Genomic DNA, 15,412 nt, shown 5'->3' on the forward strand with positions numbered 1-15,412 from the left:
ATTTATAGATAAGCCGTATGACTAAAAAATCCAACTATCTATTATCCCTTTTCGGGGCATTATTGCTTTCATCTCCGATTCAGGCTCAGAATCTGTTGCCAAACCCCCAGCAGGTTACGATGGGCAAGGGCGTGTTTAAAACCAGCGACGGTGTGAAAGTAGAAAACCAGGTAGGCGCTGATGCCGAGAATATCTATACCAAGGCATGGAATGTCAAGGTGAATGATGCAGCCAAGCGAGTGGTGAAGTTTACCAAGCTCGCCAATGCATCTTCGCCAGAGGCATACAAGCTTCATGTGGCACCTGATGCCATTGAAATCAGTGCCGCCAGCAGCGAAGGTTTCCTCCGTGCCTGGCAGACCATGGAGCAGCTTACCACCAAGAAGGGCATTGCATGTTGCGATATCGTGGATGCTCCTGCCTATAAGTGGCGTGGATTGATGCTCGATGTTTCCCGTCATTACTTCCCTATCTCCTTCCTCAAGAAACAGATAGATGTGATGTCGGAATATAAGTTCAACCGTCTCCATATCCATCTGACCGATGCTGCCGGATGGCGCATCGAAATCAAGCGCTATCCTCGACTTAACAACTTTGCAGCCTGGCGTTCGGGTAAGTTGTGGAAAGACTGGAATGCCAATGGCAACAAGTATCTGGAGCAGGGCAGTGAGGGTGCCGAGGGTGGTTACTATACCCAGGATGAACTCCGCGACCTGGTGAAATATGCTGCCGAGCGTGGCATCACCATCATTCCGGAAATCGAGATGCCGGGTCATTCTGAGGAAGTGCTTACTGCCTATCCTGAGTTATCCTGTACCCATGAGCCTTACAAGCAGGCAGATTTCTGTCCGGGCAACATCGGTACTTACGATTTCCTGGAGAATGTCTTGAAGGAGGTGATGGATATCTTCCCATCTCATTACATCCATGTGGGTGGCGATGAGGCTGCGAAGAAGTCATGGGGCAGTTGTGCCCTCTGTCAGAAGAAGATGAAGGAGCTGGGCATCGACAACGTGGATGGATTGCAGGCTCATCTCATTTCCCACATGGGCAAGTTCCTGAACGAGCATGGCAGACAGCTCGTGGGTTGGGATGAGGTGATTGCCGGAAATCTCTCCAAGAATACTACCGTGATGGTTTGGCGTGGCACCGAACTGGCACACGAGGCTATCAAGCATGGCTACGATGTGGTGATGTCGCCGGGAGCTTACTGCTACTTCGATATGTATCAGGATGCGCCGGGCACCCAGCCTGTGGCAAATGGGGGTTTCATTCCTACCGAGAAGGTGTATAGCTACGTGCCGGGAAGCGATCTTCCTGAGGCTGAACGCAATATGATTACGGGTGTGCAGGCGAATCTCTGGACCGAGCATATTCCTACTCCAGAGTATGCCGAGTATATGCTTTATCCTCGTGCCTTGGCTCTGGCTGAGATTGGCTGGAACGGAACCAAGACCAAGAACTATCCTGAGTTCAAGACCCGTGCACTGGCGCAGGTGGAACATCTGAAGGCTGAAGGCGTGAACCCATTCGAGCTGAAGAAGGAGATTGGTGAACGCAAGGAGAAGATGAAACCGGTGCAGCACAAGGCAGTGGGTGCCAAGGTTACCTATAACCATGCTTACAACCGCTACTATCCGGCAGCTGGTGAACAGACGCTGGTAGATGGCAATATGGGCGGTTGGGCTCATGGCGACGGACGCTGGCAGGGCTTTATCGGCAAGGATTGCTTCGATGTTACCATCGACTTGGGTAAATCTACCAAGGTCAGCAGAGTAGGCACCGATTTCATGCAGAGCAGCGGTCCTGAGATTTTCTATCCTTCTCAATATATAGTATCTGTTAGTGAGGATGGCAAGAACTTCACCCAGGTATTCGACAAGAAGTATGAGTCGAGCAAGGAGCCGATTCTGAATTTCAAGACACTTACCTGGAAGGGCAGCAAGACAGCCCGCTACATCCGTGTTCAGGCAAAGCCAAGCAGCTTCGGCGGCTGGCTGTTTGTTGATGAGATTATCGTGAAATAATACGCCCTGAACCAACGGTCACCGGTCGAAGGGAAAGTCATCATGTGTGTCTGAAGTTGACTATGTAATTTAGGAAATTGATATGATTGAAATTAGACATATTGAAGAGAAGGACCAGCAACAGTTGGCTCATGTCATCCGTTCTGTTTTTGAGGAATATGGCGCTCCGCTGGTCAATACCGTGTATGATGATCCAAGGACGGAGCATATCTTTGATGCAATGGCTGGGAAGAATGCCGGCTATTGGATAGTTGCTGACGATGTGGTTGTTCTGGGAGGCTGCGGTTATTATCCCACGGAGGGATTACCGGATGGATATGCAGAACTGGTGAAGTTCTATCTGTCTCCTTTAGTTCGTGGGCAAGGCAATGGATCTGTTTTGTTTTCGCAGGCCATTGAAGGAGCCCGGAGGGCTGGTTATAGTCATCTGTATATCGAGTCATTCCCACAGTTCTCAGATGCAGTAGCCATGTATGAGCGTCATGGCTTCAGGCATATTCCTCAGCGCCTTGGTGACTCAGGACATACCGCCACCACTATATTTATGGTAAAGGAGTTGTAGGACAACGTCTACGAATGTTGCCTCTTTAAATCACAACTGCAAAATAGAATCTCCAGAGAGAAATCGAGTAGCTAATGCTCCTTGGTTTCTCTCTTTTTGTGGATGTGAAGAGTATGTCTTTTAAGAAAAAACAGATTTAAAACGGTCAGAATCGGAAATATTTCTCCAAAATAGATATTTTATTCGAATTTTATTCGTACTTTTGCGTCTGACATTCAGAATTTAGCTTGTTTTCTAACTGCAGCACTTAGGTGAGTGAAAGTTCTTGGATGGAAAAATCCTGAGTCATTTTTGTAGCTTGGGTGCTTATGGAATAAATGAGTGTTGCGGAATTTGGGTGTGCAAAATATAAAATTAAAATATGAACTCTGATGAACAAATTCTCTACGAACTGCTGAAAGCCGGTGATGAGAAAGCATATGGCATTCTTTACAGGAACCATTATGCCATATTGTGTCATTTTGCCAATTTCTATCTACATGATAGATTTTCTGCAGAATCTGTTGTGGAAGATGTTATCTACCACTTATGGGAAAATCGTGAAAGTTTGAATATCACCAAATCCATCAGAAGCTATTTAGTAATGGCTGTAAGGAATAAGTGTCTTGACACGCTCAAGCTTAAGAGAAACCAAAATGAAAAGCCCATATCTAGCTTGTCGGATAAAGCTGGCTATTATATGGATAGCCAAACTGCCGGTGATTCTCCTTATGGAACTCTTCTCTCCAAAGAGCTAGAGGAAAAAGTAATCCAGGCTATTGAAGCTCTTCCCGCCGAATGCAGGCAGGTGTTCTTAAAAAGCAGGATGGAAAACAAGAAAAACAAGGAAATTGCAGAAGAATTAGGCATTTCTGTCAATACAGTAAAGTATCATCTCAAGAATGCACTCAAGATATTGCGAGAGAAACTGGAGCACTATCTTATAGCTTTATCCTTATTTTTGTTAATGAACTGAAAAAGATATATTTTTCACAACACTTCTTTACCACAACATCGTCAATAAGTAAAACGTATCAAGAATATGAACAAAATACAATTTGAAGAATTAGCTATAAGATATTTTACCGGTGATCTCGATTCAGAAGGAATCCTTCTTCTTGAAGACGAAATCCGTCAGTCTAAGGAAGCTAAAAAAACATTTGATGAACTGAAGGAAATCTGGGCAGCCAGTACTACCCATGATGAGCTGGACAGCTACGACTACAAGGCTGCCTACCAGCGTTTCTTGCATAAGATTTCAGAAGGCTCAGATGAAACAGATGAGGATCAGAAGGAAGAGAATCCTCGTTTCTACCATATATATAGGTGGATTGGCGGTATAGCAGCCTCTCTCCTTATATTGTTTGGTGCCACCTATCTGTCTTATCAGCAAGGACAGAAGAATCTGCAGAGCACCTTTGCTGATATCGTTGTTGCCACTCCTAATGGCTCCAGTACCAGTGTTAACTTGCCGGACGGCTCCATTGTGAAGCTTAATGGAGGTTCCAGTATTTCATATTCGCAAGGATATGGAGTGGATAGCCGTATCGTCAATATAGAAGGTGAAGGATATTTTGAGGTCAAGAAGGATAGTACCAAGCCATTTATCGTCAACTCTGCCAACATCATCGTCAAGGTGTTGGGTACAAAGTTCAACTTCTGTGATTACCCACAGGAGGAGCAGGCTCTTGTAGCTCTTGATGAAGGCAAGGTGAACATGACAAGCGTTGCATCGAAGCAGGAAATCACCTTGCTTCCGAACCAGCATGTGGTGCTTGACAAGAAAACCGGTACCATGACATTGCAGGATACAAAAACTCTGGTTAACAAAGGTCAGTGGACCAAAGGTGTCATTGCCTTTAATGGCGAGTCTCTCAAGGACATAGCAGCTGTATTGGAAAGATGCTATTCTATCAAATTCAAGATATCTCCATCTAAGCAGAACTCACTCCATTTTTATGGTGTTTTTTACAGAAACAGTCAAAATGTGTATGATATCATGGAGGCGCTTGCTGCAACAGGAAAGTTCACCTATAAAATAAGTGGTAAGACTATCATTATTCAGTAGGAAATTGAGGAAAAAAAGTTTTTTTAGAAAAAATATGCTTTTTCACTACCCCTTTTGCAAAATACATCGTCTATAAGCCAAATTTAGCAACAACATTAACAACTTAAACGAAATTTGTTATGGATAAAAAACAAATCTTTCTAACTGCTGCTGCCTTGTGCTTGAACATGAGCATTTCGGCTCAGAGCGTGAATTTGCAGAATGTCACGGTAAAGCAGGCACTTAACAAGTTGCAGCAGACTTGCGGCTATTCTTTTGTTTATGAAGCAAAAGACCTAAACACCAGCAAACGTGTTTCTGTCAATGCATCCAATTGCGCAGAAGCTATTGGACAAGTCCTTAAAGGTCAGGGGGTAACCTATACCATGAAAGGAAAAAATGTCATTATTTCAAAGGCTTCTGTCAAGCACGAAGGTACTCAGCAGGTGGGAAACCAGCGACGTGTAAAAGGTGTCATCAAGGACGGAAACGGTGAACCTATCATCGGTGCTACCGTTAGAGTAAAGGGACATGAGAGCAATGGAACCATTTCTGATTTTGATGGTAATTTCTCGCTTGAGGTATCTCCTGGTGATGAGCTGGAAGTTTCTTATGTAGGTTACAGCACAAAGCTCATCAAAACAGGCAACTCATCATCACTTAGTGTGATCATGAAGGAAGACAAAAAGTCTCTTGAGGAGATTGTTGTGGTGGGCTATGGTACGCAGAAGAAAGTTTCCGTAACAGGTTCCATGGCATCTACCAAGGGTGATGACCTGGCAGCTGTTCCTACTCCTAACATTACCAATACATTGGCTGGCCGTCTCCCAGGTCTTATCTCTTACAACCGTAGTGGTGAGCCTGGTTACGATGACGCTGGTCTTCTGATTCGTGGTGCAAGCACCATCGGCAATGCATCTCCTTTGCTGGTTGTGGATGGCGTGGCTGACCGTGCCGGTTCTTTGGGACGTCTGGATCCTAACGATATTGAGAGTATCACCATCTTGAAGGATGCATCGGCTGCCATCTACGGTTCCCGAGCTGCCAATGGTGTCATTTTGGTAACCACCAAACGTGGTTCAAAGGGTGATTTCAAGGTTCAATATACAGGTAATGTGGGTGTCAGCTCTCCTACTGTATTACCTGAGATGTGTAACTCATGGCAGTATGCAGAGTTGCTGAATGAAATCACTCCAGGTAAGTATTCTGCAGAAGAAATTCAGAAGTTCAAGGATGGAAGTGATCCTTTGAACTATCCTAATATTGATGCATTTGACCTGATGCTCAAGCCTGCTGTTCAAACCCAGCACAATGTTTCTGCCAGTGGCGGCGGCAAGACCGTATCGTATTATGTTTCTCTTGGTTATCAGTATCAGGATAACTATTACAAGAATAGTGCCAGCAACTATAACCAGTATAACTTAAGATCAAATATTGACATAACTCCTTCGGATCTCTTGAAATTCAGCGTGAATGTAGCCTTCCGTCAGGAAGACCGCAACTCTCCTGTTACCGGTTCAGAAGATATCTGGCGCTATCTTATCAAATATAATCCGATGGTGAATGTCTGGTATCCTGGTACCAACTATGGTACGGTATCTTCCAAGCAGGATAACTTCGCACCTGCCACCGGTATGGATGATACAATGGGGTATCAGCGGGACCGTCGTTCTTATCTGAACGCTGACCTCACCATGCATCTGGAGATGCCTTGGTTGGCAAAGGGGCTCTCTGCCGATGCAGGATTCTATGTGGACCGTTCTGATGTATTCTATAAGAATTTCCAGAAGAAGTTCTATCTCTATTCGTATGAGAACAATGACTATGTTCCTGTACAGCAGGGGCAGAATGTCTTGTCGGAGAACATGCACCAGACTTTGGGTATCACCATGAATGCCCGAATCAATTACAAGCGTACATTCAATTTGGTTCACAATGTGAGTGCGTTTGTTGCGTGGGAGCAATACAAGAGCCGCTACGACTATCTCTCTGGTCGTCGCCAGGACTTTGTTTCTACTTCCATTGATGAGCTTTTTGCCGGTGATTCCAATTCAGCAACCAATGACGGAACTGCATCCGAAACGGCCCGTCTCAACTACTTTGGTCGTGTAGATTACGACTATGCTGGCAAGTACCTCTTCCAGTTCAACTGGCGTTATGACGGTTCCGAGAATTTCCCTAAGGGTAACCGCTTCGGATTCTTCCCTGGTGTATCCATGGGTTGGCGCATTTCAGAGGAGAAGTTCTGGAAAGAACATGTCAAGTGGATGGACTACTTCAAATTGCGTGCTTCATGGGGCCAGATGGGTAATGACAAGGTTTCTGCATTCCAGTATGTAACTGCCTATACATTCAGCAATCCTGGTGTGTTTGGTGCCAATGGTGGAAAAGCAAATACAGGTTTGTGTCTCAACCGTACCGCCAATCCTAACATCACATGGGAGGTGGCTGATACATGGAACGTTGGTATCGAGTCTAAATTCCTGGATTACTTCAACTTTGAGGGTGACTTCTTCGTAACCAAGCGTAGCAATATCCTCACAGCTCGCAATGCTGCGATTCCAGAGTATGCCGGTCTTTCGCTTCCTGATGAGAACATCGGTAAGTGCAAGAGCATCGGTACAGAACTTACCCTTGGTTACAATCGTCAGCTCAACAAGGACTGGGGACTTCATCTGAGTGGTAACTTCAGTTACAGCCATGGTACGATAGATTATATCGACGAGCCTGCTGAAACCTTGGAATGGCAGCGCCGTACAGGCAAGACCATCGGTACACAGGGCAGCAACTATCTGATGTATGAGTCTATCGGTATTTTCCGTACCGAGGATGATCTTGATTCCTATCCACATCTTTCTGATGCACGTGTAGGTGATGTCAAGTTCAGAGATGTGAACGGTGATAAGAAGATTGACGGCGATGACAAGGTTAGAATGGACAAGCCTGCTGTACCTGAAATCATGTATGGCATCAACATCGGTACCACCTACAAGAACTGGAGTCTTAACATGTTGTGGCAGGGTGCGGCCCGAGTATGGCAATATACCTTCATGGAGGCTGGTATCATCGGTAACTTTACCAAGGATTTCTATGACAACCGCTGGACGGAAGACAATCCTAATGCCAAATATCCTCGTACCTATAACCGTGATGCAACAGTTACCGGTGGTGGTAACTACCGTAACTCATTCTGGCTCAACAATGCATCCTATCTGCGTTTGAAGAGCATTGAATTGGCATACAACTGTCCTAAGAGCTGGTTCAAGGGCACTCCAATATCAGGTGTCCGCCTCTGCTTGACGGGTTATAACCTTCTTACCTTTACTGGTATCAAGAATATCGACCCTGAGACACAGGAGAACAGTCAGGGATGGGCTGCATGGAACACTCCACAGTCAAAAGTGTACAATTTCGGAATTAATGTCACATTTTAATTAGAAGAATTATGAAACTATATATTAAGTACCTTACTATAGGATTGATGGCTACCACGATGTTGGCTTCATGTGCTGATATTCTGGACAAAAAGCCTTTGACTGAAATCTCTGACAATGACCTCTGGTCGGATCCTGCTCTCTTGAAGGCATTCGTCAATTCAAGATACAATCAGGTGGGAGTTAATGGTGCAGAATCCATGCAAAGTTCTATTGTGGATGAAACGGAACTTACCTGGTTGCGCGGTTGCGAGACTCATAACTTTGCCCGTTTGAGTCCTACTGACCTAGGTAGAATGAACGGTGCCTGGTGGGGATGGGACAATCGTTCCTGGAGTACCAAGTGGACCAATATTTCCAACTGCAACATCTTCTTTGAGCGTGTGGACAATGTAGGTTTCACAGACGAGGCTGAAAAAACGAAGTTGGTGGGACAGGTACGTTTCATCCGTGCCTTTGAGTATTGGGATCTTATTGCCAGATGGGGTGCCATGCCTATCATTACCAAGAGCTTTTCTATCAACGATCGTGAAGAAATCGTAGGACAGAAGCGCAATACGTATAAGGAATGTATTGATTTCCTGGTTAGAGAATTGGATCTGGCTGCCAAGGAATTGCCGGCTAACTGGAGTGGGGATGACTATGGACGAGCAACCAGCGTTGCCGCTTTGGCTCTCAAGTCCCGTATCCTGCTTTATGCTGCCAGTCCTCTTATGAATGAGGACGTCAAGATTCCTGAGGTGGGATATACCACCCCGGAACCTGACAGATGGCAAAAGGCTGCCAAGGCTGCAACAGAAGCACTGGATGCAGCACAGGCCGCTGGATATGAGCTTTACAACCTGAATGGTGATCCTTCTAAGAATTATCAGATGATATTCATGGACAATACCGCAGCAAACAAGGAAACCTTATTTGCCCGCATGGGTACCAACAGTGCTGGCGGTGAGAGTATTTCCAGCTGTGACCAGTATAACAATCCTAACGGATATGGTGGATGGGGTGGCAACTGTCCTCTTCAGGAGCTGGTGGATGCCTATGAAGTGGTAAAGGATGGTGTTGCCAGCAAGTTCGACTGGAACAATCCGGAAGAAAAGGAAAATCCATATGCCAACCGTGATCCTAGATTCTATGCCACTATCTTATATGATGGAGCCAAGTGGATGACCAGAAATGTGGAAACCTACTTCGATGTTGACAGCAATGGCAATATCACTGGTGGTGGAAAAGACACCAAGTTTGGCAATGACAGTTGGAATGCTTCACCAACGGGCTACAATATGAAGAAGTTCATGGATGAGGGCTATGCCTTGAACTCATGGAACTTCTGTGCCCGAAACTGGATCCACCTCCGTATGGCAGAGTTATATCTCAATAAGGCTGAAGCGCTGTTTCACACAGGTGACGAAGAAGGTGCTAGAGAAGCATTGAAGCCAGTAAGACAGCGTGCAGGAATGCCTGCTGTCACAGCTACAGGTGCTGATTTGCTGGAGGCTATCAAGAACGAGCGCCGCATTGAATTCGCTTTTGAGGAGCATCGTTACTTTGATGTACGTCGCTGGAAGGAAGCTCCTAAATACTTCGGTTCTACCGTTCATGCCATCACTATCAAGAAATATCCTGATGGAAAGAAGACATATGAGGTGGATAAGTTGAGAAGTGATGTGGGTGGTGACCGTAAATGGGATGACAAGATGTACTGGTTGCCTATCTCGAAGTCTGAGATGGATAAGAATCCAAATCTCGTACAGAATCCAGGATATAACAAGTAAATATATATCAGTATGAAGAAAACAGTCATAACTTTAGTTAGTTTGTTCATGGTTTTGGTTAATAGCGTCTGTGCTCAGGAGAAGCAAAGCTTCCGCGAGTGGGCACAGACCCCACCTATGGGTTGGAATAGTTGGGATTGCTATGGACCTACAGTTACAGAGAAAGAGACAAAGGCCAATGCCGATTTCATGGCTGAGAACCTGAAGCAGCATGGATGGGAATATGTCGTGGTGGATATCCGCTGGTTTATTGCCAACGACAAGGCTGGAGGATACAATGAGAGCAATCCAGTTTATGTCATCGATAATTATGGTAGATATCAGCCTGCCGAGAACCGTTTCCCATCTTCTTCCAATGGAAAAGGATTCAAGGCACTGGCAGACTATGTGCATGGCAAGGGCTTAAAGTTCGGTATCCATATCATGCGCGGTATTCCTAAGGTGGCTGTGATGCGTCATCTCCCGATTAAGGGAACGAACGGCATTACTGCTGACCAGATTTACAGTGAGGAAGGTAGATGCAAGTGGTTGAAGGACAATTATACAGTGGATGCTTCCAAGCCTGGAGCACAGGAATACTACAACTCCATATTTGAGATGTATGCAGAGTGGGGAGTGGATTTCATCAAGATTGACGACCTGTCTGCACCAGACTATCATCAGCCTGAAATCGACATGATCAGAAAGGCTATCGACAAAACTGGCAGGCCTATCGTGCTCAGTACCTCTCCAGGTGAGACTCCTGTAGCAGCAGCCAAGCATGTGGACAGCCATGCCAACATGTGGAGAATGGTAAACGATGTATGGGATGTATGGAAGGACTTTACACATCTTGTAAAGGTTGCCCATGATTGGTATCCATATATCGGTGAGGGAACCTGGCCTGACTGTGACATGATTCCGCTCGGTCATATTGCCATTCGTGGTGAAAGAGGAGAAGACAGAATGACTCGTCTTACCAAAGATGAGCAATACTCACTGATGACATTCTTTAGTATTTTCCGCTCCCCTTTGATGTATGGTGGTGACTTGCCTTCTATTGATCCTTTCACATTGTCATTGCTTACCAACAAGGGAGTATTGAAGATGCACAGAGATGGTACTAGTGTCAAGGAATTGTTTAATGATGAGCAGAAGCTTGCCGTTACTTCTAAGGACATAAACAGTGGTGCAACCTATCTGGCTATCTTCAATCTTTCTAATAAGACACAAAAGATCCAGGTTCCAATGAGCTCTATTGGTATCAAGGATACCAAGCGTGCAACCTTGCTATGGTCTAACAAGCAGGTAGGAAAGGTAAAGGGAAAAGTTAGTGTAACTCTCAATCCTCATGCATGTACATTATACAAGCTTGATTAAGGTTGAGAATTTAAAAAATAATTTAGTATTATAATACATGCCTGAACAATAGCTTGTTGTTCAGGCATGTTCGTAGAAAAAACTCTAACGAATATGAAGAAAATCTTTATTTTAATTCTCGTATCCATATTTATGGAAGCTCCATTGTATGCACAAAAGTATTCTATGCAATCTCCTGATGGACATATTGCCTTGACGATCTCAAACTAAGAGCAGTTAACCTATTCGGTACAGCTGGATGGGAAAACACTTATCGCACCATCTCCTATGGGATTTCAGTTGAAAGACGAAAAAGAAATGAAAGGCAACTTTATCGTAGAAAATGATGCTAAAGTTAAGAGTGGCATAGAGTCCTGGATACCTGTTGTACGAAATAAGCATGCAGAATGCAAAGTTCCTTGCCAAGAGCTCACATTGAATCTGAAGGAAAATGGTGACCAATATCGTCGCATGGATGTTGTATTCCGTGTAATGAATGATGGCGTAGCTTTCCGCTATACTCTTTATGGTATCTCCAGATTGGGAAATCGGCAAATCACGAAAGAACTAACAGGATATTCTCTGCCTGAGTCTTCAATTCTCTGGATACCTGGTTTTGCCTATGAGAACCAAGGCAAAAGCTTCAAGTCCTCCCAGGAAGGTATATTTGTCAAAACTCCTGTAAAGAGCATTAAAACAGATATTCATGCGGGATTACCTGGTTTGATAAAAGTAGATGAGAATAACTGGATGGCTATTACAGAGGCCAATCTAGACAATTATCCAGCATTCTATCTGGGCAGGAGTAAGGAAGCCAAGGAAGGATACCAGATGTTGGACACCAAACTGACACCAATTTGGGGCGAGGACGAAAATGGTGTTAAAGCTAGATTTGATGAAGCTGCCAACTCATCATGGCGTGTTATCATGATAGGGCATAATCCAGGTAAGTTTATTGAGAGTGAGATTATTCGTTCGCTAAATCCTGACTGTGCCCTCAAAAACACAGAGTGGATCAAACCGGGAATGGCGGCTTGGGATCATTGGTGGAGCGGAGAAGTCAAGATGGAACAATACGTCATCAAGCAATATATTGATCTTGCAGCTAAAGAAAAATGGCCATATATGCTTATTGACTGGACCTGGTATGGAGAATTCAATAATCCCAAAGCTGATATAACCAAAGTTGCACCTCAACTCAATATGCCGGAAATCATCCAATATGCCAATTCTAAAAATGTTGATATATGGTTATGGTTGAGATGCGAAGACGCCAACAATAACGATCAGTATAAGCAAGCATTTCCTCTCTATCACAAATGGGGTATAAAAGGCGTAAAAATAGATTTCATGGACCGTGATGATCAGGATATGGTAAACTGGTATCGCCGCATTATTAAGGCAACTGCTGAGAATGAACTGATGCTTGACCTGCATGGAGCCTACAAGCCAGACGGCATTGAACGAACTTATCCACACATGCTAACCAGAGAAGGAGTTATGGGTGGCGAATACTATAAATTCTCTGATAAGATGACTCCGGAACACAATGTAACGCTGGCTTATACCCGCTTGTTGGCTGGACAGATGGACTATACTCCTGGTGGTTTTCTCAATGTAACCCAAAAACAGTTCAAACAGCAATCTCCGACACTTGTTTCGAACACCCGTGCTGCAGAACTCGCAAAATTCGTAGTATATGAAAGTCCGTTTATGTGTTTCTGTGAGCATCCAGACAATGTATATGGTCAAGTGGGTGAAGACTTTTTGCAGAAAGTTCCAACCACATGGGACAATATCAAATTCTTAGGAGGAACACCTGACACTTATATTGCTTTAGCCAAAAAGACCGGTGAACAATGGTATGTGGGCATCATTAACAACAGTCAACAGCGCACCATCAACCTGGACTTGAGTTTCTTGCCAAAGGGCAACTATCGATTAGAATTCTGGAAAGATGGTAAGAAAGCCAATTCTGTGGCAACCGATTGTGAACATAAGATTATAAAGATATCTTCTGCCAAGGCATTGAACGTTAAATTAGCTAATGCTGGAGGATATGTTTGTGTCATCAGTAAATAGTGATTTCTTTATGAACGTGTCGCTCTTCTAGTGGCTTTTTACGTTCAAGAGGGTGTGTCATTCACCAATGATACACTCTCTTTTATATTATATTTCTGTTACTGTGAGAATGTTGGAACGATTACCCCAAGTAATCAGATTGCAGGAAAGTAATAAATTAAGCATTAATAATTTGTTTTTAAAACAAAGTTTTTTCTTTGCCATATAAAAAACTATATTGTAATTCCAGATGATTATGAAGATGTGTAGTTTTGAGATAGAAACGTTTTTTAGAGTACCTTTTGATTATGAAAATGAATACGAAAGCATAATGCTGGAATTAACTGATGAACAGTTTAACCGTTATTGTGATGCCTTGCGAAGATGGGAAGCAACAGATGAGTGGAAAAACTGGGATATAGAAAATGATTATTTTATTCACAGAGATCTGCCGGATATTTGGCAGTTGCTTGTTGAATTCGCGGAATTCGCGCGAATGAAAAGTGTGTTAAAAGCGTTAAAACTTGGAAAAACGGACAAAATTACGTCTAAATCCCTTGGAAAAACGGACGGAATATAGTACTTTTGCCTTGGAAAAACGGACAAAATGCATCCGTTTAATATTAGAAAAGAGGACAAAAAATGATTAAGCGTAAGATAGACAGATATTTAGCTGACTTTTTCGATACCCATAAGAAAGCGTTGATGTTGACAGGAGCAAGACAGATAGGGAAAACATATTCTATCCGTCGTTTCGGTCATGAACATTTTGAAAGATTCGTTGAAATCAATTTCATTGAAAATCCGGGTTTGGTAAAGGTCTTCAGCAAGGCGAAGAACTGTCAAGACATCTTGTTGCGTCTCTCCACAGTGACCAGCCAGGATTTAATAAAGGGTAATACTCTTGTGTTTTTTGATGAAGTGCAGGAATGCCCGGAAATTGTAACTGCCATCAAGTTTTTGGTAGAGGAGGGGAGTTATCGCTATATTTTAAGTGGTAGCTTATTGGGTGTGGAAATTAAGAATCTCCGTTCAGCTCCAGTGGGATATATGGATGTGAAAGATATGTATCCGCTTGATTTTGAGGAGTTTGCAACTGCCGTTGGTATCAACGATAGAATTATAGATGTTTTGAGGAAACATTTTACAGAAGGGACGCCTGTAGATGAATTCATCCATGAAAAGATGATGGAGGTATTCCGCCTTTATCTTATTGTAGGTGGAATGCCTGCAGCTGTTGATAAATATCTGGCTACCAATAATCTGCAAAATGTAATGGCAGAGCAGCAGGCTATCATACGTCTTTATAAGCAGGATATAGCGAAATATGACCCTGACCATAAATTGTATATTCAAGAAATCTTTGACAGGATTCCTGCTGAGCTTGATGCCAAGAACAAGCGTTTCATATTGAAGAACCTGAATGAAAACATCAAGTTTTCACGTTATCAGAACAGTTTCTTGTGGTTGAAGGATGCTGGTGTCGCTCTGCCGGTATATAATGTTGAGGAGCCTACTGTGCCTTTGATTTTGTCAAGCAGCCGAAACTTATTCAAGCTGTTTATGGCAGATATTGGTCTTTTGGCAAGTCTTTATGCAGATGGCATCCAGCTGAAGATTTTGGATAACGAACCGTCCATCAACTTTGGTTCGATATATGAGAATGCGGTGTCACAAGAACTCCAGGCGCATGGCTTCCAGTTGTATTATTATAACAACAAGCGGCAGGGTGAACTGGATTTTGTGATAGAGCAAAATGGTGAGATGTTGCCTTTAGAGGTTAAATCGGGCAAGGATTATGAGCGTCACAAAGCGCTTACGAATGTGATGAACTCTACAACCTATCAGGTTTCAAAAGCCTATGTGTTGTGTAACGATAATGTGAAGAAGGTGGAAAAAATCACTTATCTCCCTATTTATATGCTGATGTTTATCAAGAATGAACAGAAACTTCCTACCCAATACACCCTTGATTTAAGCGGACTGGTTTAAGGAGTTGGTTTAACTAACCTTTAAATTTTTGAGTACCTTTTGATTGTGAGAATTGGTACGAAAGAAACAACTGAAGAATGGATGAGTAGGGATGATGTAGATGGGGAAGGTGACAACAAACTAAAAGCGTAAACCTGATTTTACTTAGGCTTACGCTTTTGCATGTTGTAGTTCTTTTAAGAGTATTGTTATTCACAATG

The 15,412-nt window shown here is 43.6% G+C and carries 10 protein-coding genes and 1 pseudogene; all 11 read left to right on the forward strand.

Features of this window, described 5'->3' with window-relative positions; genetic code table 11:
• The first annotated feature begins 17 nt into the window (after positions 1–17).
• The 11 genes and pseudogenes from ACTQ53_RS12345 to ACTQ53_RS12395 all read left to right on the forward strand — a co-directional run bounded on the left by ACTQ53_RS12345 (position 18) and on the right by ACTQ53_RS12395 (position 15,212).
• Complete coding sequence (locus ACTQ53_RS12345; protein WP_441933212.1) at positions 18–2,027, forward strand: glycoside hydrolase family 20 protein; 2,010 nt, start codon at positions 18–20, stop codon at positions 2,025–2,027.
• Positions 2,028–2,109: 82 nt separating this feature from the next.
• Entirely contained in the window at positions 2,110–2,589 is a 480-nt protein-coding gene (locus tag ACTQ53_RS12350; RefSeq protein ID WP_441933214.1) for a GNAT family N-acetyltransferase, read from the forward strand.
• Between the two features lie 361 nt (positions 2,590–2,950).
• Positions 2,951–3,544, forward strand: a complete 594-nt coding sequence (locus ACTQ53_RS12355; protein ID WP_153098143.1) for an RNA polymerase sigma-70 factor — start codon at positions 2,951–2,953, stop codon at positions 3,542–3,544.
• A 66-nt stretch (positions 3,545–3,610) separates the two neighbouring features.
• On the forward strand, positions 3,611–4,636 hold the full coding sequence (locus ACTQ53_RS12360; protein WP_441933216.1) for a FecR family protein: 1,026 nt from the start codon (positions 3,611–3,613) through the stop codon (positions 4,634–4,636).
• A 119-nt stretch (positions 4,637–4,755) separates the two neighbouring features.
• Positions 4,756–8,049: a TonB-dependent receptor gene (locus ACTQ53_RS12365; protein ID WP_441933218.1), complete on the forward strand. Its 3,294-nt coding sequence runs from the start codon at positions 4,756–4,758 to the stop codon at positions 8,047–8,049.
• A gap of 11 nt (positions 8,050–8,060) precedes the next feature.
• The gene (locus tag ACTQ53_RS12370) at positions 8,061–9,821 is read left to right on the forward strand and encodes a RagB/SusD family nutrient uptake outer membrane protein (protein WP_441933220.1); all 1,761 of its coding nucleotides are present in this window, start codon (positions 8,061–8,063) and stop codon (positions 9,819–9,821) included.
• A gap of 12 nt (positions 9,822–9,833) precedes the next feature.
• Positions 9,834–11,180 carry a glycoside hydrolase family 27 protein gene (locus tag ACTQ53_RS12375; RefSeq protein ID WP_441933222.1) on the forward strand — a complete coding sequence of 449 codons (1,347 nt, stop codon included), beginning with the start codon at positions 9,834–9,836 and terminating at the stop codon, positions 11,178–11,180.
• Positions 11,181–11,405: 225 nt separating this feature from the next.
• Positions 11,406–12,929, forward strand: a pseudogene (locus tag ACTQ53_RS12380) (glycoside hydrolase family 97 catalytic domain-containing protein); the annotation flags it as partial.
• Complete coding sequence (locus ACTQ53_RS12385; protein WP_441933252.1) at positions 12,912–13,241, forward strand: glycoside hydrolase family 97 C-terminal domain-containing protein; 330 nt, start codon at positions 12,912–12,914, stop codon at positions 13,239–13,241. The pseudogene ACTQ53_RS12380 and the gene ACTQ53_RS12385, both read left to right, overlap by 18 nt.
• Positions 13,242–13,476: 235 nt before the next feature.
• On the forward strand, positions 13,477–13,800 hold the full coding sequence (locus tag ACTQ53_RS12390) for a hypothetical protein (RefSeq protein ID WP_441933224.1): 324 nt from the start codon (positions 13,477–13,479) through the stop codon (positions 13,798–13,800).
• Between the two features lie 62 nt (positions 13,801–13,862).
• Positions 13,863–15,212, forward strand: a complete 1,350-nt coding sequence (locus ACTQ53_RS12395; protein WP_441933226.1) for an ATP-binding protein — start codon at positions 13,863–13,865, stop codon at positions 15,210–15,212.
• Positions 15,213–15,412: the final 200 nt, after the last annotated feature.

Origin of the sequence: Prevotella sp. Sow4_E9_plate (genome assembly GCF_052116205.1) — a bacterium.
Taxonomy (GTDB): Bacteria; Bacteroidota; Bacteroidia; order Bacteroidales; family Bacteroidaceae; genus Prevotella.